This window comes from Streptomyces sp. NPDC002125 (assembly GCF_053593715.1).
Genome location: NZ_JBSFDD010000005.1, coordinates 327661 through 347457 on the forward strand (window position 1 = coordinate 327661; position 19797 = coordinate 347457).

At 69.2% G+C, this 19797-nt stretch carries 21 protein-coding genes; 5 read left to right on the top strand and 16 right to left on the bottom strand.

The window, feature by feature from the left end; translation table 11 throughout:
• Positions 1-25: 25 nt before the first annotated feature.
• From ACWCQM_RS12150 to ACWCQM_RS12170, 5 genes are all read right to left on the bottom strand, one after another.
• Positions 26-1381 carry a dicarboxylate/amino acid:cation symporter gene (locus ACWCQM_RS12150; RefSeq protein ID WP_450915202.1) on the bottom strand — a complete coding sequence of 452 codons (1356 nt, stop codon included), beginning with the start codon at positions 1379-1381 and terminating at the stop codon, positions 26-28.
• 403 nt (positions 1382-1784) lie between these two features.
• The gene (locus ACWCQM_RS12155; RefSeq protein WP_450915203.1) at positions 1785-2081 is read right to left on the bottom strand and encodes a DUF4229 domain-containing protein; all 297 of its coding nucleotides are present in this window, start codon (positions 2079-2081) and stop codon (positions 1785-1787) included.
• 183 nt (positions 2082-2264) lie between these two features.
• On the bottom strand, positions 2265-2792 hold the full coding sequence (locus ACWCQM_RS12160) for an N-acetyltransferase family protein (RefSeq protein WP_450915204.1): 528 nt from the start codon (positions 2790-2792) through the stop codon (positions 2265-2267).
• A 138-nt stretch (positions 2793-2930) separates the two neighbouring features.
• Positions 2931-4094, bottom strand: a complete 1164-nt coding sequence (gene mqnE, locus ACWCQM_RS12165) for an aminofutalosine synthase MqnE (protein WP_031098411.1) — start codon at positions 4092-4094, stop codon at positions 2931-2933.
• Between the two features lie 91 nt (positions 4095-4185).
• Positions 4186-4641 carry an Lrp/AsnC family transcriptional regulator gene (locus ACWCQM_RS12170; protein ID WP_398086576.1) on the bottom strand — a complete coding sequence of 152 codons (456 nt, stop codon included), beginning with the start codon at positions 4639-4641 and terminating at the stop codon, positions 4186-4188.
• Between the two features lie 122 nt (positions 4642-4763).
• On the opposite strand from ACWCQM_RS12170, the gene ACWCQM_RS12175 reads away from it, so the two are divergent.
• Positions 4764-4913 carry a hypothetical protein gene (locus tag ACWCQM_RS12175; protein ID WP_450915205.1) on the top strand — a complete coding sequence of 50 codons (150 nt, stop codon included), beginning with the start codon at positions 4764-4766 and terminating at the stop codon, positions 4911-4913.
• 10 nt (positions 4914-4923) lie between these two features.
• Here ACWCQM_RS12175 and ACWCQM_RS12180 read toward each other — a convergent pair whose 3' ends face one another.
• Complete coding sequence (locus ACWCQM_RS12180) at positions 4924-5571, bottom strand: UbiX family flavin prenyltransferase (RefSeq protein WP_267075105.1); 648 nt, start codon at positions 5569-5571, stop codon at positions 4924-4926.
• A gap of 131 nt (positions 5572-5702) precedes the next feature.
• Between ACWCQM_RS12180 and ACWCQM_RS12185 the strand changes: the two genes are divergently transcribed.
• Positions 5703-6308, top strand: coding sequence for a rhomboid family intramembrane serine protease (locus tag ACWCQM_RS12185; protein ID WP_450915206.1), 606 nt, complete (start codon positions 5703-5705; stop codon positions 6306-6308).
• A 9-nt stretch (positions 6309-6317) separates the two neighbouring features.
• On the opposite strand, the gene mqnP is transcribed toward ACWCQM_RS12185, so the two are convergent.
• Together mqnP and ACWCQM_RS12195 are read right to left on the bottom strand one after the other, a co-directional pair.
• Positions 6318-7229 (bottom strand): menaquinone biosynthesis prenyltransferase MqnP, encoded by a 912-nt coding sequence (mqnP, locus tag ACWCQM_RS12190; protein ID WP_450915207.1) that lies wholly within the window; start codon positions 7227-7229, stop codon positions 6318-6320.
• Complete coding sequence (locus tag ACWCQM_RS12195; RefSeq protein ID WP_267075102.1) at positions 7226-8683, bottom strand: menaquinone biosynthesis decarboxylase; 1458 nt, start codon at positions 8681-8683, stop codon at positions 7226-7228. Before ACWCQM_RS12195 ends, mqnP begins: the two co-directional genes overlap by 4 nt.
• 88 nt (positions 8684-8771) lie before the next feature.
• Here ACWCQM_RS12195 and ACWCQM_RS12200 point away from each other — a divergent pair, with 88 nt between their 5' ends.
• Positions 8772-9179, top strand: coding sequence for a PLD nuclease N-terminal domain-containing protein (locus tag ACWCQM_RS12200; protein ID WP_450915208.1), 408 nt, complete (start codon positions 8772-8774; stop codon positions 9177-9179).
• A 23-nt stretch (positions 9180-9202) separates the two neighbouring features.
• Here ACWCQM_RS12200 and ACWCQM_RS12205 read toward each other — a convergent pair whose 3' ends face one another.
• Entirely contained in the window at positions 9203-9643 is a 441-nt protein-coding gene (locus ACWCQM_RS12205; protein WP_450915209.1) for a MarR family winged helix-turn-helix transcriptional regulator, read from the bottom strand.
• 170 nt (positions 9644-9813) lie between these two features.
• On the opposite strand from ACWCQM_RS12205, the gene ACWCQM_RS12210 reads away from it, so the two are divergent.
• Both ACWCQM_RS12210 and ACWCQM_RS12215 read left to right on the top strand, forming a co-directional pair.
• Positions 9814-10509, top strand: a complete 696-nt coding sequence (locus ACWCQM_RS12210) for a type 1 glutamine amidotransferase domain-containing protein (protein WP_450915210.1) — start codon at positions 9814-9816, stop codon at positions 10507-10509.
• Positions 10506-11831 (top strand): aldehyde dehydrogenase family protein, encoded by a 1326-nt coding sequence (locus tag ACWCQM_RS12215; protein WP_450915211.1) that lies wholly within the window; start codon positions 10506-10508, stop codon positions 11829-11831. The genes ACWCQM_RS12210 and ACWCQM_RS12215 overlap by 4 nt, the downstream gene beginning before the upstream one ends.
• Positions 11832-11902: 71 nt before the next feature.
• Here ACWCQM_RS12215 and ccsB read toward each other — a convergent pair whose 3' ends face one another.
• The 7 genes from ccsB to hemL all read right to left on the bottom strand — a co-directional run bounded on the left by ccsB (position 11903) and on the right by hemL (position 19560).
• Positions 11903-12985 carry a c-type cytochrome biogenesis protein CcsB gene (ccsB, locus tag ACWCQM_RS12220; RefSeq protein ID WP_450915212.1) on the bottom strand — a complete coding sequence of 361 codons (1083 nt, stop codon included), beginning with the start codon at positions 12983-12985 and terminating at the stop codon, positions 11903-11905.
• Entirely contained in the window at positions 12982-14676 is a 1695-nt protein-coding gene (gene resB, locus ACWCQM_RS12225; protein WP_450915213.1) for a cytochrome c biogenesis protein ResB, read from the bottom strand. The genes ccsB and resB overlap by 4 nt, the downstream gene beginning before the upstream one ends.
• Positions 14677-14682: 6 nt before the next feature.
• Positions 14683-15447 carry a cytochrome c biogenesis CcdA family protein gene (locus tag ACWCQM_RS12230; RefSeq protein ID WP_450915214.1) on the bottom strand — a complete coding sequence of 255 codons (765 nt, stop codon included), beginning with the start codon at positions 15445-15447 and terminating at the stop codon, positions 14683-14685.
• Positions 15448-15451: 4 nt separating this feature from the next.
• Positions 15452-16057, bottom strand: a complete 606-nt coding sequence (locus tag ACWCQM_RS12235) for a TlpA family protein disulfide reductase (RefSeq protein WP_450915215.1) — start codon at positions 16055-16057, stop codon at positions 15452-15454.
• 67 nt (positions 16058-16124) lie between these two features.
• Complete coding sequence (locus ACWCQM_RS12240; protein WP_450915216.1) at positions 16125-17381, bottom strand: hypothetical protein; 1257 nt, start codon at positions 17379-17381, stop codon at positions 16125-16127.
• Positions 17382-17566: 185 nt separating this feature from the next.
• Positions 17567-18256, bottom strand: a complete 690-nt coding sequence (locus tag ACWCQM_RS12245) for a histidine phosphatase family protein (RefSeq protein ID WP_450915217.1) — start codon at positions 18254-18256, stop codon at positions 17567-17569.
• Positions 18253-19560, bottom strand: a complete 1308-nt coding sequence (gene hemL, locus ACWCQM_RS12250) for a glutamate-1-semialdehyde 2,1-aminomutase (protein WP_450915218.1) — start codon at positions 19558-19560, stop codon at positions 18253-18255. The genes ACWCQM_RS12245 and hemL overlap by 4 nt, the downstream gene beginning before the upstream one ends.
• Positions 19561-19797 lie beyond the last annotated feature (237 nt).

Sequence of the window (19797 nt, forward strand, 5' to 3'; positions counted from 1 at the left end):
CTGCCGCGCCGGGGCGCGGGTGTCGCTAGGCGGTGGCGGGCACGGCCGTGGGACGGGTGTCCTCGGGCTCGGGCTCGTCGACCGGGGAGGACGACGCCGAGTTGTACGCGTCGTGGTCGAGGATGTTCTCGCGGGCCGCGACGATCACCGGGACCAGCGCCTGACCGGCCACGTTCGTGGCCGTCCGCATCATGTCCAGGATCGGGTCGATGGCCAGGAGCAGGCCCACGCCCTCCAGCGGGAGGCCCAGGGTCGACAGGGTGAGGGTGAGCATGACCGTGGCGCCGGTGAGGCCGGCGGTGGCCGCCGAGCCGATCACCGAGACGAACGCGATCAGGATGTAGTCACCGATGCCCAGCTGGACGTCGAAGATCTGCGCGATGAAGATCGCCGCCAGCGCCGGGTAGATCGCGGCGCAGCCGTCCATCTTGGTCGTGGCGCCGAACGGGACGGCGAAGGAGGCGTACTCCTTCGGGACGCCGAGGCGCTCGGTGACCTTCTGGGTGACCGGCATCGTGCCGACCGAGGAGCGGGAGACGAAGGCCAGCTGGATCGCGGGCCAGGCGCCCTTGAAGAACTGGAGCGGGCTGACCTTGGCGACCGTGGCGAGCAGCAGCGGGTAGACGCCGAACAGCACCAGGGCGCAGCCGATGTAGACGTCGGCGGTGAAGGTCGCGTACTTGCCGATCAGGTCCCAGCCGTAGTCGGCGATCGCGTAGCCGATGAGGCCGACGGTGCCGAGCGGGGCGAGGCGGATGACCCACCACAGGGCCTTCTGGAGGAGCTCCAGGATCGACTCGCTGAGGGTGAGGATCGGCTTGGCCTTGTCGCCGAGCTGGAGCGCGGCGATACCGGCGACGGCGGCCATGAAGACGATCTGCAGGACGTTCAGCTCGGTGAAGGGCGTGATGACGTCCGTCGGGATGATCCCGGTGAGGAAGTCGAGCCAGGAGCCGGCGTGCTCGGGCTTGGCGCCGTCCTTCGGGGTGAGGCCGGTGCCGGAGCCGGGGTTGGTGACCAGGCCGATCGCGAGGCCGATGGCCACGGCGATCAGCGACGTGATCATGAACCAGAGCAGGGTGCGGGTGGCGAGCCTGGCGGCGTTGTTGACCTTGCGCAGGTTGGTGATCGACACCAGGATCGCGAAGAAGACGAGGGGCGCGACGGCCAGCTTCAGCAGCTGGACGAAGATGTGGCCGACCTGGTCGAGCGTGGTGTAGAGCCACTCGATCTCGAAGCTGCGGGTGAGCCAGCCGAGGAGTACACCGAGGACCAGACCGGCGACGATCTGGATCCAGAACGGGACGCTCGGTATACGGAAACCGGAACCGGACGGCTTACCCGCCGTGGTCTCGGCGGGGGGCGCGGAATTCGCGGACACGGACACACTCCAGACGGGACGCATCGGGACGTACGGAGACAGACGTACGGACGTGCGGTTGAACAGGGGGACGGGGGTGCGGCGCCCGCGTCAAGGGCGGCGCCGCTGCATGATGCCGGTTCAGACGTTGCGGCAACAGACCGCGGACATACAGCGGCAGAGATCGACATGCAGGCGCACCACGAGCGGGACGCCCGAGGCGTGGTGGGTGCGCACTGCTGTAATCATGTCGAACACGTTAACACTGAAACTTTGAGAACCTCAAAGCTCCACTTCTCGATCACATTCGGATGTAAGAGGGCGCAAGAGGTCCGGACATGCGTGAACCCCGGTGCGGGAGCGTCTGCTCCGATACCGGGGTTCTGTGCGTACGGTCGCGTGTGTGAGGAAGCTTACGCGGGCCTTACCGGGCCACGCTGTCCTCACGGGTGCGGTTCGCGTCGAGCCGGGCCTTGGTCCGGTCGACCTTCGAGATCAGCTGCTCGGACATCTCGTCGCGCTGCTTGCGCAGCAGGATGAAGCTGAGGGGGGCGGAGAGCAGCAGGCCGAGGAGGATGACCCAGACGGCGTTGGAGCCGCCGACGCCCGAGGGCAGCACACCGAAGTGGACCGCCACACCGGCGACGAAGAAGCAGCCGACGAAAATCAGCAGGCGCATCGCGGTGTACCGGATCGTTGCGCTCGGCTTGGCAGCGGACACGGCTGGCCTTCTCTCTACGTCCGGTGTTCCTGCGTGCAGTCTGGAATCGTGCCCGACCAGTGAAGCATGCCCCGAATTCGATCAGTTCGCAGGGTTGCCCCTGACGCCGTCCGCTCACCTCACGAGGGGGGCCCGGAACGCCGTCCGGCCAGCTCACGAGGGGGCCCGACGCTCCGCGCGCCGCTACCGGAAGAGCGGGAGCAGCATGATGATGTCGTCGCGGTCGTCGCCCTCGGCGACGCGGATGGCGCCGGGGACCCGGCCCACCTCCTTGTATCCGCAGGAGGCGTAGAAGCGGTCCGCGCCGGTGCCTCCGCGGCAGGTGAGCCGGATGGCTTCGATGCCCTCGATGTCCCGGGCGGCGTCGGCGGTTGCCGCCATCAGGTCGCGGCCGTAGCCCTTGCCCTGGTGGCGCGGGTGGACCATCACCGTGTAGGCGCCGATCCAGTGCCGCATCAGCCGGTGGGTGTTGTGGGTGAGGAAGGCGGTGGCGGCCACCGTGCCGTCCTCGTCGCGGCCGACGACCAGGCGGGTGCGGCCCTCGACCATCCCGGCGAGGTGCTTGACCAGCTCGGGCCGCACCTCGTCGGCGGTGACGGGCGGCACGAAGCCGACGGCTCCTCCGGCGTTGCTGACATCGGCCCAGAGAGCGGTGATGTCGTCCCGCAGGGTCCGGTCGAACGCCGGGTCCACTTCAAATGTAAGTGCCATGGAAGCAGGTTAACCATTACCGCCCGCGCGCCTCACATGTGTCCAGCACGCGAGAAAGCCCCGGCCTGGGGACGGTGGGCCGGGACTTTCGGACAACGGGACGCCCCGGCACCCACGCGGGGTGCCGGGCGTACGGCGTCAGACCCGCATGGGCTGAGGCGTCTCGCGACGGCCGGCGTCCGGGCCCGGGTACTCCCGCAGGATCTCGTACCGGGTGTTGCGCTCCACGGGCCGGAAGCCCGCGTCCCGGATCAGGTCCAGCAGATCCTCACGGCCGAGCTTGTTCGGCGTGCCGTAGTCGTCGGCGTCGTGGGTGATCTTGTACTCGACGACCGATCCGTCCATGTCGTCGGCGCCGTGCTGGAGCGCGAGCTGCGCGGTCTGGACGCCGTGCATCACCCAGAACACCTTGACGTGCGGGACGTTGTCGAACAGCAGCCGCGAGACCGCGAAGGTCTTCAGCGCCTCGGCGCCGGTCGCCATCGAGGTCCGCGCCTGGAGGGTGTTGCGGACCTTGCCGTCCTTCATGTCCACGAAGTCGTGCTGGTAGCGCAGCGGGATGAAGACCTGGAAGCCGCCGGTCTCGTCCTGCATCTCCCGCAGCCGCAGCACGTGGTCGACGCGGTGACGGGGCTCCTCGATGTGCCCGTACAGCATCGTCGCCGGGGTCTTGAGACCCTTCTCGTGCGCGAGACGGTGGATGCGCGACCAGTCCTCCCAGTGGGTGTTGTGGTCGACGATGTGCTGGCGGACCTCCCAGTCGAAGATCTCCGCGCCGCCACCGGTCAGCGACTCCAGACCGGCCTCGATCAGCTCGTCGAGGATCTCGGAGGCCGAGAGCCCCGAGATCGTCTCGAAGTGGTGGATCTCCGTGGCGGTGAACGCCTTGAGCGCCACCTCCGGCAGGGCTTCCTTGAGCGCGCTCAGGGAGCGGGGGTAGTAGCGCCACGGCAGCGTGGGGTGCAGCCCGTTGACGATGTGGAGCTCGGTGAGGTTCTCGCCCTGCATCGCCTTCGCGAGCCGGACGGCCTCCTCGATGCGCATCGTGTACGCGTCCTTCTCGCCCGGCTTGCGCTGGAACGAGCAGTACGCGCAGGACGCGGTGCACACGTTGGTCATGTTGAGGTGACGGTTGACGTTGAAGTGGACGACGTCGCCGTTCTTCCTCGTACGCACCTCGTGAGCAAGCCCGCCGAGCCATGCCAGGTCGTCGGACTCGTAGAGCGCGATCCCGTCCTCGCGGGTCAGCCGCTCGCCGGCCCGGACCTTCTCCTCCAGCTCGCGCTTGAGTCCCGCGTCCACTAGGGCGCCTCCCATATATCTACGTAACAGACTCCGGCAACCGTACTCCCCCGCCCCGCGGGCGGAGGCACCCCCATGCGCGGCTCAGCGGCTACGCCTCCTCGGGGAGTTCCCCGACCCGGTTCTCCCACTTGGTGGAGAGCACGACCGTCGTACGGGTACGGGAGACCCCCTTGGTGCCGCTGAGCCTGCGGATGGTCTTCTCCAGCCCGTCCACGTCGCCGACCCGGACCTTGAGCATGAACGAGTCGTCGCCCGCGATGAACCAGCAGTCCTCGATCTCGGCGAGGTCCTTCAGCCGGTGCGCGACGTCCTCGTGGTCCGCCGCGTCGGAGAGTGAGATGCCGATCAGCGCGGTGACGCCCAGTCCCAGCGACGCGGCGTCGACGGTCGCGCGGTAGCCGGTGATGACCCCGGCGGATTCCAGCCGGTTGATGCGGTCGGTGACGCTGGGCCCGGAGAGCCCGACGAGCCGCCCCAGCTCGGCATACGAGGCCCTGCCGTTCTCTCTGAGGGCCTGGATGAGCTGCCTGTCCACCGCGTCCATATGACTGAAACCTTCCATTGTTCAGCAGTACCGCGAGTTTACGTGTAGAATTTAAGGCACAACAGGGGTTACACCCTGCAAATCTTTCTCATCAGCCAAGAAACGCTTTCGAATCTTCAGGAGTGACCGACACCGTGTACTCGATCGAGATGGCCTACGCCCGGATGCGCGAGCTGCAGGACCTGGCCAACCGCTCGCGTGCCCATCAGCCCGCCGCCGCCCTGCGCGTCGACAGGACCCGCGCCCCGCGCGTGGGCAGGAAGAAGCGCTGACCCCACCGCGTCAGTCCCGGGAGGCGCCACCGAGCTCCCCCTCCCACCGGCGGTACAGCTGGTGCGGCACTCCCGCCGCGTCCAGCACCCGCCCCGCGACGAAGTCCACCAGATCCTGGATGTGCGTCGCGCCCGCGTAGAACGCCGGAGAGGCGGGCAGCACCACGGCGCCCGCCTCGTCGAGCGCGACCATCTGCTTCAGCGTCTGACCGCTGAGCGGGGTCTCGCGCACCGCCACGACCAGCTTCCGCCGCTCCTTGAGCGTCACGCTCGCGGCCCGCTGCAGCAGGTCCTTCGAGAGCCCCAGCGCCACCCCGGCCACGCACGCCGTCGACGCCGGCACGATCAGCATCCCCTTCGCCGGGTACGACCCCGAGGAGGGCCCGGCCGCGAGATCGCCCGCCGCCCAGTGGCGTACGCCGTCGATGTCCGGCCGGAAGGTGTCCGGCTTCCCGTCCGCGCCCCGCGCCAGCCAGGCCCGCAGATCGTCCTGCCAGTGGGCGTCGCGGAAGGCGATGCCCGTCTCGTCCAGGAGCGTCAGCCGCGAGGCGCGGCTGACGACCAGGTCGACGCTCTCCCCCGCGGCCAGCAGTCCGCGCAGCACCGAGGCCGCGAAGGGTGTGCCCGATGCGCCCGATACCCCGACAATCCAAGGCATGCGCTGCTGCTGACTCGCTGAAGTCCCGGCTCTCACACCGCCGAGCCTATCCGGCACCCCGGCCCAGGAACTGAGCGAGGGCCCCCGCACGTTGCAACGGATGAGGGAACAGCCATGGACAGGGGGTGACCATGACGGGCACACGCACCGGCGTCACCGCACGGACCGTCACGGCCGGCGCGGTCATGCTGGGCTGGATCGCGCTGCTGTGGGTGCTGGAAGGCATCGACACGGCGACGGGGAACGCCCTGGACACCTACGGCATCAGCCCGCGCGAGGCGTCCGAGCTCGCCGACATCGTCCCGTCCGCGTTCCTGCACAGCGGCTGGGAGCACGTGGCGTCCAACAGCGTCCCGCTGCTGGTCCTCGGCTTCATCGCGGCCCTCGGCGGGATACGCAGATTCGCCGCCGTCGTCCTCGTGGTGATCGTGACGTCCGGCCTCGGCGTCTGGCTCACCGCCCCGCCGCACACGGTGACGCTCGGCGCGTCCGGTGTGGTCTTCGGCCTGCTCGGCTATCTGCTGGTCCGCGGCTTCGTGGACCGGCGCCCGCTGGACATCCTGGTGGGCGTGCTCATAGCCGCCGCCTACGGCTCCCTGCTCGTGGGCGTGCTGCCGACCGACTCCGGCATCAGCTGGCAGGGTCATCTCTTCGGCCTGGTGGGCGGGGTGGCGGCGGCATTCGTCTTCCGCCGCCCCCGCCGCCCGCGGGACCCCGCGGGCTACGTCACGGTGTGAGGGGTCACCTCACGGCGTGAGGCCCCGCACCAGCAGGTCGAGCAGCGCGCAGGCGAACAGCGCGATCCCGATGAAACCGTTGACCGAGAAGAACGCCCTGTTCAGCCGGGACAGGTCGTGCGGCCGCACGACGCGGTGCTCGTACACGAAGGCGACGGCGACGATCGCCATGCCGATCCAGTAGAAGACCTCCGCGTCCGTCGCGAGGCCGAACCACACCAGCAGCCCGGTCGTCACCACGTGGCAGACCCGCGCGCCCCACAGCGCGGCGGGGATGCCGAAGCGCGCGGGGAAGGAGAGCACACCGTGGGCCCGGTCCGCCTGCACGTCCTGGCAGGCGAAGATCAGGTCGAAGCCGCCGATCCAGATCCCGACGGCGAGCCCCAGGATCACCGCGTCCCACGACCAGCTCCCGGTCACCGCCAGCCAGGCGCCGATCGGGCCGATGGCCTGGGCGAGGCCCAGGATCGCGTGCGGGAAGTTCGTGAACCGCTTGCCGTACGGGTAGACCACCATCGGCACGACGGCGACCGGCGCCAGCGCCAGACAGAGGGGGTTGAGCAGGGCGGCGGCGCCGAGGAAGACGACGACGGCCACGATCGCGCCGACCCACGCCGACTTCACCGAGACCGCGCCGGTCACCAGCTCACGGCCGGCGGTCCGCGGATTGCGGGCGTCGATCTCGCGGTCGATGATCCGGTTCGCCGCCATCGCGAAGGTGCGCAGACCGACCATCGCGACGGTGACGAGCAGCAGCCTGCCCCAGTGGATGTTGCCGTCCAGCTGGAACATCGCGGTCAGCGCGGCGATGTAGGCGAAGGGCAGCGCGAAGACCGAGTGCTCGATCATCACCAGCCGCAGGAACGCCTTGGTCCTGCCGGGCGACTGAGGCACCGCGGCGGCTGAGGCGGAGGCGCTCACAGGCCGTACTCCTTCCACCGGCGGTCGACCTTCGCCGCCGTGTCCGGGTCGGACTCGACCATGTCCGGCCAGCCCCCGTCCCGGGTGTAGCCCTCCTCGGGCCACTTCTTCGTCGCGTCGATGCCCGCCTTCCCGCCCCAGAACTGCTGGTAGGAGGCGTGGTCGAGGTGGTCGACCGGCCCTTCGGTGACGGTGAGGTCCCGGGCGTAGTCGGTGTTGCCGAGCGCCCGCCAGGCGACCTCGTGCAGATCGTGGACGTCGCAGTCGGAGTCCACGACCACGACCAGCTTGGTCAGGGACATCATGTGCGCGCCCCAGATGGCGCTCATGACCTTCTGGGCGTGCTTCGGGTACTTCTTGTCGATCGAGACGATCGCGCAGTTGTGGAAGCCGCCCGCCTCCGGCAGGTGGTAGTCCACGATGTCCGGAACGATGATCTTGAGCAGCGGCAGGAAGAACCGCTCGGTGGCACGCCCCAGCGGGCCGTCCTCGGTCGGCGGCCGGCCGACCACGATCGACTGGATCAGCGGACGCTTCCGCATCGTCACGCAGTCGATCTTCAGCGCGGGGAACGGTTCCTGCGGGGTGTAGAAGCCGGTGTGGTCGCCGAACGGCCCCTCGGGCAGCATCTCGCCCGGCTCCAGCCAGCCTTCGATGACGACCTCGGCCTGGGCCGGGACCTGGAGCGGGACGGTCTTGCAGTCGACCATCTCGATCCGCTTGCCCTGGACGAAGCCGGCGAAGAGGTACTCGTCGATGTCCCCGGGCAGCGGCGCCGTGGAGGCGTACGTGACCGCGGGCGGCGCTCCGAAGGCGATGGCGACGGGCAGCTTCTCACCGCGCCGGGCCGCGACCTGGTAGTGGTTGCGGCTGTCCTTGTGGATCTGCCAGTGCATGCCGATGGTGCGCTTGTCGTGGCGCTGGAGGCGGTAGAGCCCGAGGTTGCGGATGCCCGTCTCCGGGTCCTTGGTGTGCGTGAGGCCGAGGTTGAAGAAGGAGCCGCCGTCCTTCGGCCAGGTGAAGAGCGCGGGCAGCTGGTCGAGGTCCACGTCGTCGCCGGTGAGGACGACCTCCTGGACGGGGGCGCTGTCGGACTTCACCTTCTTCGGCGGGAGGTGGGTCACCGCGCCGAGCTTCCCGAACGCCTCGCGGATGCCGACGAAGCCCTGGGGGAGCTCCGGCTTGAGGAGACCGCCGATCTTGTCGCTGATCTCCGCGTAGGACTTCAGCCCCAGCGCCTTGAGCAGCCTCCGGTCCGTCCCGAAGACGTTCATGGCCAGGGGCATGGACGCCCCCTTGACGTTCTCGAAGAGGAGCGCGGGCCCGCCCGCCTTGTTCACCCGGTCGACGATCTCGCCGACCTCCAGATACGGGTCGACCTCGGCCTTGATGCGCTTGAGATCGCCCTCGCGCTCCAGAGCCCGGAGCAGGGAGCGAAGATCGTCGTAAGCCATAACGCCCAGTATCGGCCACCCGCTACCCTGGGCCCGTCACCGGGGGCGGGACTGCGCCTCCTCATCTCTTCTCGGGGGATCCCTCACGATGCTCAGGGCCTTGATCTATCTTCTGCCGCTGGCGCTGACGATCTACGCGTTCATCGACTGCCTGAACACCCCCGAGGACGAGGCCAAGCACCTGCCGAAGGTGGCCTGGGTCTTCATCATCCTGCTGTTCTGGATCGTGGGCCCGATCGTCTGGCTGGCCGCGGGCAAGCTGCGCAACGCCCCGGCCGGCGGCCGCACGCCCTCGGAGTGGCACCGGAACCACCGCACCACCTGGGTGGCACCCGACGACAACCCGGACTTCCTGAAGTCTCTGAAGGACGAGAACAAGAAGGACGAGTCGCTCCTCAAGGACTGGGAGGCGGACCTGCGCCGCCGCGAGGAGGAGATCAAGCGCCGGGAGAACGGCGCGGGCCCCGACGACGCGGCCGGTCCCGCCACGTCATGAGGTGACGGGCCGCCGCACGGCGGTCACGAGGACAGCAGCCGTCCCAGCCGGTCGAGCAGGGGCAGCAGCGCGGTGCGCTCCTCGGGGGTGAGGGCCTCCAGTGCGCCGTGCACCACGCGCATCTCGGCGCGGATGCGGTGCGCCAGCTCGGTGCCCTCCGCGGTGCGGGAGGCGACCTTGGAGCGGCGGTCACCGGGCGCCGGGGTGCGCGTCACGAGGCCGCGCGCCTCCATGCGCCCGATGAGCCCGGTGGCGTTGGACGCGTCGCACACCAGATGACTGGCCAGGGCGCTCATGGGCATGGGCTCGCCGAGCGCGATCAGCGCCCGGGCCTGCGAGGTGCTGAGGCCGTGGCGCGCCGCGACGGCGGTGAGGTCGTCGTGGTGGCCGCGGACGACGACCGCGAGGGGTTCCAGCAGTTCGTCCGGAGTAGGGACGGCGCGGGGTGCCGGTTCCGTCGTCATGGTCGGTCATCCTTCGATCGGTGCACACGCTTCAGAGGCCCGGGGCCTTCGACGCCACGCACCCGCATTCATTTGACATGCTCAACTTTGGGCCGTTACATGAACGGTATTGCTTGAGCATATCAAGCTTCACTGTTCACGCGCCTCGCGTCTCGTAGGGAGCACCCCCCATGCCCTCCGTACTCTTCGTCCTCACCGGTGCCGACCACTGGACACTCAACGACGGCACCACCCACCCCACCGGCTTCTGGGCCGAGGAACTCGCCGCCCCCCACCGCGTCTTCACCCAGGCCGGCTACGACATCACCGTCGCCACCCCGGGCGGCGTCGCCCCCACCGTGGACGCGGCCAGCCTCGCCGCCGAGGCCAACGGCGGCCAGGAGCAGGCCGACGCCATCGCCTCGTACCTCGCGTCCATCGACGAGACGCTCCGCATCCCCGCCCGGCTCGAGGACACCGTCCCCACCTCGTACGACATCGTCTTCTACCCCGGCGGCCACGGCCCCATGGAGGACCTGGCCGTCAACGAGGCGTCCGGCAGGCTGCTCACCGCCGCCCTCGACTCGGGCACCCACGTGGCCGTCCTGTGCCACGCCCCCGCCGCCCTGCTGGCAGCCCGGCGCGAGGACGGCAGCTGGCCCTTCGCCGGCTACCGCCTGACCGGCTTCAGCAACGCCGAGGAGACCCAGGCGGGCTTCGCCGCCAAGGCGCCCTGGCTGCTGGAGAACCGTCTCGTCGAGCTCGGCGCCCAGTACTCCGCCGCCGAGCCGTGGGCGGTGCACACCGTGCACGACCGCAATCTGCACACCGGCCAGAACCCCGCCTCCTCCGAGCAGCTGGCCCGCGAGATCGTGGCAGCCCTGTGAGCGCCGGAGCCCGCGCAGCCGAGACGCCCGCCGATGTCGTCGCCCGCCTCCGCGCCGCCTTCCGCACCGGACGCACCAGGGAGCTCGACGAGCGCACGGACCGGCTGACCCGGCTGCGCGCGCTCCTGACCGAGCGCGGCGACGAGCTGGCCGAGGCCCTCCACACGGACCTCGGCAAGAGCCGCAAGGAGGCGTACCGGACCGAGATCGACTTCACGGTCCGCGAGATCGACCACACCCTGGAGCACCTGGCCGGCTGGCTGCGCCCCGAGCCCGCCCCCGTACCCGCGGTGCTCGCCGGGGCCACGGCGAGCACCGTGCGCGACCCGCTCGGCGTCGTACTCGTCATCGCGCCCTGGAACTACCCGGTGCAGCTGCTGCTCGCGCCCGTCGCCGGGGCGCTGGCCGCGGGCAACAACGTGGTCGCGAAGCCCAGCGAGCTGGCACCCGCCACCTCCGCGGCCATAGCCCGACTGCTGCCCGAGTATCTGGACCCCGACACGGTCACCGTGGTGGAGGGCGGGGTCCCGGAGACCACCGCGCTGCTCGCCGAGCGCTTCGACCACATCTTCTACACGGGCAACGGCACGGTCGGCCGGATCGTGATGACCGCGGCGGCCCGGCACCTCACCCCGGTCACCCTGGAACTGGGCGGCAAGTCGCCCGTCTTCGTCGACCGCGGCACTGACCTGCGGACGGTGGCGGCCCGGCTGGCCTCGGGGAAGTTCCTCAACGCCGGCCAGACCTGTGTGGCCCCCGACTACGTCCTGACCGACCCGGAGACCGCGCCCGCCCTGGCGGACGCGCTCGCGGCGGCGGTCGAGGGCCTGTTCGGGCCGGACGCGGCCGGCCACCCGGAGTACGGGCGCATCGTGAACGAACGTCACTTCGACCGGCTCGTCGGCCTTCTCGGCTCCGGCCGCACGGTGACCGGCGGCGCCCACGACCGCTCCACGAAGTACATCGCGCCGACCGTCCTGGCCGACGTCCCGCCCGACGCCCCCGTGATGCGCGAGGAGATCTTCGGCCCGGTCCTGCCGATCCTCACCGTGGACGGACTCGACGAGGCCATCGCCTTCGTCAACGACCGGGACAAGCCGCTGGCGCTGTACGCCTTCACCGACGACCCGGCCGTCCGGGAGCGGCTGCTGGCCGAGACCTCGTCCGGCGGTGTGGGCATGGGCCTTCCGCTGGCCCATCTGACCGTGTCGGACCTGCCGTTCGGCGGGGTCGGCGAGAGCGGCATGGGCAGCTACCACGGCCGGTACTCCCTGGACACCTTCAGCCACCGCAAGGCCGTCCTGGACACCCCGCTCGGCTGACCCCCGTACGCACGCCGGGAGGGCGCGACCGCACCGAAGCGGTCGCGCCCTCCCGGTTGTGTCCGTACCCGTCAGACTCCGGCGTAGGAGTGCTTGCCGGTGACGAAGATGTTGACGCCGTAGTAGTTGAAGAGCCAGCAGCCGAAGGCGATCAGCGCCAGGTAGGCGGCCTTGCGCCCCTTCCAGCCCGCCGTCGCGCGCGCGTGCAGATAGGCGGCGTACGCGACCCAGGTGATGAAGGACCAGACCTCCTTGGGGTCCCAGCCCCAGTAGCGGCCCCAGGCGTCGCCCGCCCAGATCGCGCCCGCGATGATCGTGAACGTCCACAGCGGGAAGACCGCGGCGTTGATGCGGTACGAGAAGGTGTCCAGGGACTTCGCCGCGGGGAGCCGCTCCAGGACCGAGGTGGCGAACTTGCCGGGGGTCCCGCCGTTGGCGATCTTGTTCTCGTAGCTGTCCCGGAAGAGGTACAGCAGCGTGCCGACGGCCCCGAGGTAGAACACGGCGCCGCAGATGATGGCCGTCGAGACGTGGATCCACAGCCAGTAGGAGTGCAGCGCGGGGACCAGCTGGTCGCTGTCGGTGTAGAGCGTGGTGGTCGCGATGCCGAGGTCCAGCAGGACCGTGGTGACCAGCATCAGCCCGATCCAGCGGACGTTCTTCTTCAGCGCCAGGAGGATCAGGTAGGCACCGACCGCCACCGTGGAGAAGGTGATCGAGAACTCGTACATGTTGCCCCAGGGGGCACGCTGCACGGACATGGCGCGTGCGACGACGCCGCCCGCCTGGACCGCGAAGGCGACCACGGTCAGGGAGACCGCGATCCGCCCCCAGAGATCACCCTTGAAGGTGCCGCCCGCCGCACCGGGGCCGTCCGGGACGTCGCGCGTGCCGGCGGCCGAGCGCGTGACGATCCTGGGGCGGTCCAGCACGGCGGTGCCGCCCTGCTGCGCGACCTGCACCGTGACGGCGGGAGTGCCGGCGGCCGAGTCCTTCTTCAGCGCGGCGGCCGTGCGGCCGACCTTGCTGCGGCTGCCGAACACCCACTCCGCGATGTGGGCGAAGAAGGCCAGGGTGTAGACGGCCATCGACGAATAGATCAGCGTGTTGCTGATGTTCGCCAGATTCTCGTTGGTTGCGGCGGCGAGATTCACTTCTCAGCCCCTTCGGCAGGTTCTTCGGAGGGTTGTCCGGGCTCGGGTTCGGGTCCGGGCGCGGTGGGCGCCACGGTGTTGAGCGCGATCGCTAGACCGCCCAGCTCCTCGGGGAGCTTCGCGGACTCGCTGCGGCCCAGGCCTGCCATCTCGACGACGGTGACCCCGCCGGCCCCCCGCACGGCCCGCACCCACACCCGGCGGCGCTGGATGAAGAGCGATCCGGCGAGACCGACGATGGCGGCGACGGCACCGGTGAGGGCCCAGCCGGCGGCGGGCTGGCGCGCGATCTGGAAGCTGGCCCACTCCTCGACGCTCTCGAAGGTGATCGAGCCGGCGCCGTCGGGCAGCTTCATGGACTCGCCGGGGCGGAGCCGCTTCTTGAGCTGGTCGCCGTTGCTGTCCTTGAATTCCTTCATCTTGGACGTGTCGAGCTGGTAGACGTTCTGCGGCAGCCCGGAGTCCACGCCCAGGCTGCCGTAGTAGCCGTTGAGCGCGAGGACCGGGTAGTCGAGGCCGGGGTACTGCGAGAACATCGTGCCCTTGCCGTCGCCGGCGAAGGTCGGGACGAAGAACGCCTGGAAGCCCAGCTGTGACTTCTCGCCGTTCTTGTCCTTGTAGCCGTCCATCACCTTGATGGCACCGGTCGAGGTGACGTTGTTGTCGATGGGCAGCAGAGGCACTGCGCTCCGGTAGACCTCCTTGCCCCTGCCGTCCTTGACGGAGATGACCGGGGCGTAGCCGTGCGCGTTGAGGTAGACCTTCGTGCCGTCGACGACCAGCGGCTTGTTGACCTCGATGACCTTCTTCTTCGGCTTCCCGTCCGCGCCCTCGGAGTAGGTCACCCGGGCCTCGTAGGTCCGGGCCGTGCCGCGCTGGGGACCGCTGCGCTCGTACGTGCCGACGAAGTCCTCCAGGTCGAAGCTGAAGGGCGTGAGGTCGTCGGTGTCGAAGAGCGAGCCGGACTTGAAGTCGTCGTACTGGGTGATCGTGTTGGCGAAGCCGTCACCCTCGACGACCAGCTTGCCGCCCTCGGACTTGAAGAGCTGCCCGCACGCGAAGGCGATCAGCATGACGATCAGCGCGATGTGGAACATCAGGTTCCCGGTCTCGCGCAGATACCCCTTCTCGGCGGCCACCGCGTCGCCCACCTCGTGCGAGCGGAAGCGCCGCTTGCGCAGGATGGTGAGCGCGGCGGCGCGGACCTCCTCGGGAGCGGCCTCGGTGCGCCAGGTCGTGTAGGCGGGCAGCCGGGTCAGCTTCCGGGGCGCGCCGGGCGGGCGCCCGCGCAGCTGGCCGATGAACTGGCCGGTGCGCGGGACGATGCAGCCGATCAGCGAGATGAACAGCAGGATGTAGATCGCGGAGAACCACACCGAGCTGTAGACGTCGAAGAACTGCAGCGCCTCGTAGACCGGGGTGACCGTGGTGTGGGCCTCCTTGAAGGTCTGCACCTTCAGCTCGTCCACGCTGTTCTGCGGGATCAGCGAGCCGGGGATGGCGCCGAGCGACAGCAGGAAGAGCAGGATCAGGGCGACCCGCATCGAGGTGAGCTGCCGCCAGAACCAGCGGGCCCAGCCGATGACGCCCATGGCGGGCACGGACGCGGTGGACTCTTCGCGCGGGGCGGTGGAGAGCTGCTCTCCGGCCTGGCCGAGGTCGCGCTCGTCCGTGGTGTTCAGGTTGCTCATGAAAACTCAGATCCCCACAGTGAAGCCGTCGGACCAGACTCGCATCTCCTGCATGAGCGCGTCCCAGGCGCCTGTCAGCAGGAGCACTCCGGTCACGATCATCATGCCGCCGCCGATCCGCATGACCCATGCGTAGTGGCGCTTGATCCAGCCGAACGCCCCGAGCGCCTTGCGGAACGCGACCGCGGCCAGGACGAAGGGCACTCCGAGGCCGAGGCAGTACGCCACGGAGAGCAGCGCACCGCGCCCCGCCGTCCCCTCCTGGAGGGCCAGCATGTTGACGGCCGAGAGGGTCGGGCCGAGGCAGGGCGTCCAGCCGATCCCGAAGAGGGCGCCGAGCAGCGGGGCGCCCGCCAGCCCGGTCACCGGCTTCTTGTGGATGCGGAACTCCCGCTGCGTCATCCACGGCATCAGGCCCATGAAGAAGATCCCCATGAGGATCATCAGCACGCCGAGGACCTTGGACAGCGTCCCGCTGTACTCCTGGAGGGTCTGCCCGAAGTAGCCGAACAGCGCCCCGCTGGAGACGAAGACGACGGTGAAGCCCAGCACGAACAGGGAGGCGCCCGTCACGGTCCTGCCCCGGCGGGCGTCCGCCAGATCCGTGCCGCTGACCCCGGTGACGTAACTCAGGTATCCCGGTACGAGCGGCAGGACGCACGGGGAGAAGAAGGAGACGAGCCCACCGAGCAGGGCGATGGGCAGAGCCACCAGAAGGGCACCGCTGAAGACGGTGTCGTTGAATCCGATTGCCGCGGCCAGTTGGAGCACGGCGTCACTTCTCCGCGATCAGCGGGTCGATCATCTTGCGCAGCTTCTCCGCGTCAAGGGCGGCGAGCGTGCGGGCGGCAAGCTTCCCGTCCCGGTCGATGACCACGGTCGACGGGATGGCCTGGGGGTTCAGCGTGCCCTTCGGGAAGCGGAGGAGCAGCTTCCCGGTCGGGTCGTAGATGCTCGGGTAGGTGACCCCGAAGTCCTGCTCGAAGTTGACCGCGTTCGTCCTCTGGAGGTCCCGGGTGTTGATGCCCACGAACTGGACGCCCTGGTCCGCGGTCTCCTCCGACACCTTCTGGAAGTGCTTGGCCTCGGCACGGCAGGGGCCGCACCACGATCCCCAGAAGTTCAGGACGACGACCTTGCCCTTGTAGTCGGTGACGTCGAGCGCCTTGCCGTCCAGGGCCGTGCCGTCGAGCTTCGGCGCGTCGGTGCGTTCACCCTTGGCGACGGTGGAGATACCGCCGCTGCCGGTGACGAAGTTCGTGTTGCCGCCGCCGCCCGCCTTGGTGCCGTCACCACTGCACGCGGACAGGGTCAGTGCGCCGGCCACCGCGGTGGCGGCGAGCAGGGTGAAGCGGCGTCGGGGTGCGCGGCCAGAGCTCATGTGAAAAGTTTCGCATGGCAGTTCCGGGGATCTTCCGCACCCCCCTCGCTGCCCGTAAAGCCCCTTGTCAGGCTTGTTTAAAGAAGGTGTTCCAGCCGCCGTCGGGCGCCTGTCCGACCTGAAGCGTACGAAGCTTCGCGAGCACCGCCGGATCCTGCACGTCGAGCCAGTCGACGAACTGCCGGAAGGAGACGAGGCGCACATCCGGCTTGCCGGCGATCCGCTTGAGCACTTCTTCCACGGCGTCCATATAGATGCCGCCGTTCCACTCCTCGAAGTGGTTGCCGACGTAGAAAGGCGCGCGATTCGTCTCGTAGGCACGCTCGAACCCGGCCATATACGCGTCGGTGGCCTGGGTGCGCCAGCCCGGATAACGCGACGGCATGCCGTTGGTCGAATTCTGCGACTGGTTGGCGAGGATGTTGTAGTCCATGGAGAGGACTTCGAAGGTGTGGCCGGGGAACGGAATGCCCTGGAGGGGAAGATCCCATACTCCCTGGCGCTTCCCGGGCCACATCTGGGTGCCGCCGGGCGAGCTCGCGTCGTAGCGCCAGCCCAGCGCTTTCGCGGTGGGCAGCAGATTGTCCTGGCCGAGGAGACAGGGGGTGCGGCCCCCGATCAGTTCCTTGCGGTAGTCGAACGGCAGCGGGTCGACATCCGTCCAGCCGGAGTTCGTACGCCATTCGGTGACGAAGGAGACCGCCTGATCGATCTCGCTCTGCCATTGCGCCGGTGTCCAGTTGCCGACGGAGCCGGAACCGCCGCAGAAATGCCCGTTGAAGTGCGTACCGATCTCGTGCCCGTCGAGCCAGGCCTCGCGGACGTACTTCAGTGTCTGCTTGACGTGGTCGTCGGTGAGATAGCCGATGTCCGAGGCGCCCCGGGGGTTGTTGGGCGGGCGGTAGAGGGACTTCTTCGACTCGGGCAGCACATAGAGCCCGGAGAGGAAGAAGGTCATCGCCGCTTCGTGTTCCCTGGCGAGTTCGAGAAAGCGCGGGAAGAGGCCGTTGCCCACTTCCCCCGCCCCGTCCCAGGAAAAGATCACGAACTGCGGGGGCTTCTGGCCGGGTTCGAGCGGCACGGGAGCCGCAGGCTGATTCGGCTGCTTTCCGGTGTCGGCGGTGGAGCCGTCACCGATCAGCCTGATCTTTTTCCCGGGTGGTCCCCCACCATTCCCATGGGTCCCTTTGCCACCCTTGGCACCCTTCTCGGGTTCCGGCCGCCCGCCGTCCGAAGAACCGAGGGAGCCGCAGCCGGTCATCGACAGTGCGGCTGCGGCTCCGAGCCCGGCCCCGAGCAGGCCCCTTCGGTTGATTTCGCGCATAGCGTCCCCATCTGCGGTCGTATTACCTCAAGGCCATACAAACTGGCGATGGCTTAGATGAGGAAAACAACACGGGGGTTCCGCTGATAATCATAAAAGTTGTCACGTGAACAGACCCTTACAGGTGCTGCACACGACAGACAGAACAGCGCGCCGGAAGGGGCCCGGCACGCCGCCCGGGGACGCTACGCGCCGAACGCCTTGGACTTGCCCTTGACCGGCTTCGCACCGGCGAGCAGATGCGCGGGCACCAGGTCCCTGGCCGGCTCGGTGTACCCGACGGACACGATCGTGTCGCCCTGGTACGTGAAGCTCGTCAGCGAGGCCAGGGTGCACTGCCGCTTGCGCGGGTCGTGCCAGAGCCTGCGCCGCTCCACGAAGCTCCGCACGATCCAGATCGGCAGCTGATGGCTGACGCAGACCGCCTCGTGCCCCCGCGCCGCGTCGCGCGCCGCGTCCAGGGCCCCCATCATCCGGACGACCTGCTCGATGTACGGCTCGCCCCAGGACGGCTTGAACGGGTTGGTGAGGTGCTTCCAGTTGTCGGGCTTGCGCAGCGCGCCGTCGCCGACCCCGAAGGTCTTGCCCTCGAAGACGTTGGCCGCCTCGATGAGACGCCCGTCGGTGGCCAGGTCCAGACCGTGCGACTTGGCGATCGGCGCGGCCGTCTCCTGGGCGCGCTCCAGCGGGGAGGCCACGACATGCCTGATGTCGCGCTTCTCCAGGTGCTCGGCGACCCGGTCGGCCATCCTGCGGCCGAGCTCGGACAGGCTGTAGCCGGGACGGCGCCCGTAGAGCACGCCCTCCGGGTTGTGCACCTCGCCGTGGCGCATCAGATGGACGACGGTGATGTCCCCGTCCCCGTGCTCGCTCATGCCGTGGCCTCCGATGCGGCGCGGGCGGCCGCGGGCAGCGCCGCGGCGATCCGCTCGATCGCCCGCGCGTCGTGGGCGGTCGAGACGAACCAGGACTCGAACGCGGACGGCGGCAGATACACGCCCTGCTCCAGCATCGAGTGGAAGAAGGCGGTGAAGCGGAAGGCCTCCTGCTTCTTCGCGTCCTCGTAGTCACGGACGGGCTCGTCGGTGAAGAAGACGGAGAACATGTTGCCCGCGACCGACACCGTGTGCGCGACGCCCTCCTTGGTGAACGCCTCGCCGACCAGGGAGCGCAGCTCCGCGGAGACCGCGTCGACCTTCTCGTACGCCGCGTCGTCGAGCAGCCGCAGCTGGGCGAGGCCCGCCGCGGTGGCGACCGGGTTCCCGGAGAGGGTGCCCGCCTGGTAGACGGGGCCGGCCGGGGCCAGGTGCGCCATGACGTCGGCGCGGCCACCGAAGGCCGCGGCCGGGAAGCCGCCGCCCATGACCTTGCCGAAGGTCATCAGGTCGGGCCGCACCCCGTCGAGTCCGTACCAGCCGGCCTTCGACGTACGGAAGCCGGTCATCACCTCGTCGGAGATGTACAGCGCGCCGTTGGCCGCGCAGATCTCCTTCAGCCCGGCGTTGAAGCCGTCCAGCGGCGGTACGACGCCCATGTTGCCCGGCGACGCCTCGGTGATCACACACGCGATCTCGCCCGGCTGCGCGGCGAACGCGGCGCGCACCGCCTCCAGGTCGTTGTACGGCAGCACGATCGTGTCGCCCGCCTGCGCCCCGGTCACGCCGGGCGTGTCGGGGAGGCCGAAGGTGGCGACCCCGGAGCCGGCGGCGGCCAGCAGCGCGTCGACGTGCCCGTGGTAGCACCCGGCGAACTTCACGACCTTGGCGCGGCCCGTGAAACCACGGGCGAGCCGGATCGCGGACATGGTCGCCTCGGTGCCGGACGACACCAGGCGCACCTGCTCCACGGGCTCGATCCGGGCCACGATCTCCTCGGCGAGCGCGACCTCACCCTCACCCGGCGTACCGAAGGAGGTACCGCGGGCCACCGCTGCCTGGACGGCGGCGATGACCTCGGGGTGCGAGTGGCCGAGAATCATCGGCCCCCACGAACACACGAGGTCGACATACTCACGGCCGTCGGCGTCGGTGAGGTACGGACCCGTACCGGACACCATGAACCGGGGCGTACCGCCCACGGCACGGAAAGCACGCACGGGGGAGTTCACGCCACCGGGCGTCACAAGGGACGCACGGTCGAAAAGCGTCTGCGAAACTGGGGCTTCGTATGAATACGCCACTTTGGTCCTGATCTGCGATTCGAGGTTCGGGGGGCCTGACCGGAATTCCCGGCCGCCGGTGAGCAGGGAGCGCGCTCTCCCCGTATGAGGCTCGTACAACGAAAGGGCGTCAGTCTCCTCGCGTCTGCGAAACTGGGGCGTCATAGGGAAAGCTCACACATGCCATGGTGTCAGAGGCATCGACGGTCTTGCGGACAGGTGTTTCACCGCACGCCCGTGGGGGAGGTCACTGACGAT

What these genes read in the sequence shown, in the direction of transcription:
- ACWCQM_RS12160 (WP_450915204.1), bottom strand. Translation starts at nt 2,792, where the DNA reads ATGGCACTTACATTTGAAGTGGACCCGGCGTTCGACCGGACCCTGCGG.
- ACWCQM_RS12170 (WP_398086576.1), bottom strand. Translation starts at nt 4,641, where the DNA reads ATGGACGCGGTGGACAGGCAGCTCATCCAGGCCCTCAGAGAGAACGGC.
- ACWCQM_RS12180 (WP_267075105.1), bottom strand. Translation starts at nt 5,571, where the DNA reads ATGCCTTGGATTGTCGGGGTATCGGGCGCATCGGGCACACCCTTCGCG.
- ACWCQM_RS12185 (WP_450915206.1), top strand. Translation starts at nt 5,703, where the DNA reads ATGACGGGCACACGCACCGGCGTCACCGCACGGACCGTCACGGCCGGC.
- ACWCQM_RS12195 (WP_267075102.1), bottom strand. Translation starts at nt 8,683, where the DNA reads ATGGCTTACGACGATCTTCGCTCCCTGCTCCGGGCTCTGGAGCGCGAG.
- ACWCQM_RS12200 (WP_450915208.1), top strand. Translation starts at nt 8,772, where the DNA reads ATGCTCAGGGCCTTGATCTATCTTCTGCCGCTGGCGCTGACGATCTAC.
- ACWCQM_RS12205 (WP_450915209.1), bottom strand. Translation starts at nt 9,643, where the DNA reads ATGACGACGGAACCGGCACCCCGCGCCGTCCCTACTCCGGACGAACTG.
- ACWCQM_RS12210 (WP_450915210.1), top strand. Translation starts at nt 9,814, where the DNA reads ATGCCCTCCGTACTCTTCGTCCTCACCGGTGCCGACCACTGGACACTC.
- resB (WP_450915213.1), bottom strand. Translation starts at nt 14,676, where the DNA reads ATGAGCAACCTGAACACCACGGACGAGCGCGACCTCGGCCAGGCCGGA.
- ACWCQM_RS12235 (WP_450915215.1), bottom strand. Translation starts at nt 16,057, where the DNA reads ATGAGCTCTGGCCGCGCACCCCGACGCCGCTTCACCCTGCTCGCCGCC.
- ACWCQM_RS12240 (WP_450915216.1), bottom strand. Translation starts at nt 17,381, where the DNA reads ATGCGCGAAATCAACCGAAGGGGCCTGCTCGGGGCCGGGCTCGGAGCC.
- ACWCQM_RS12245 (WP_450915217.1), bottom strand. Translation starts at nt 18,256, where the DNA reads ATGAGCGAGCACGGGGACGGGGACATCACCGTCGTCCATCTGATGCGC.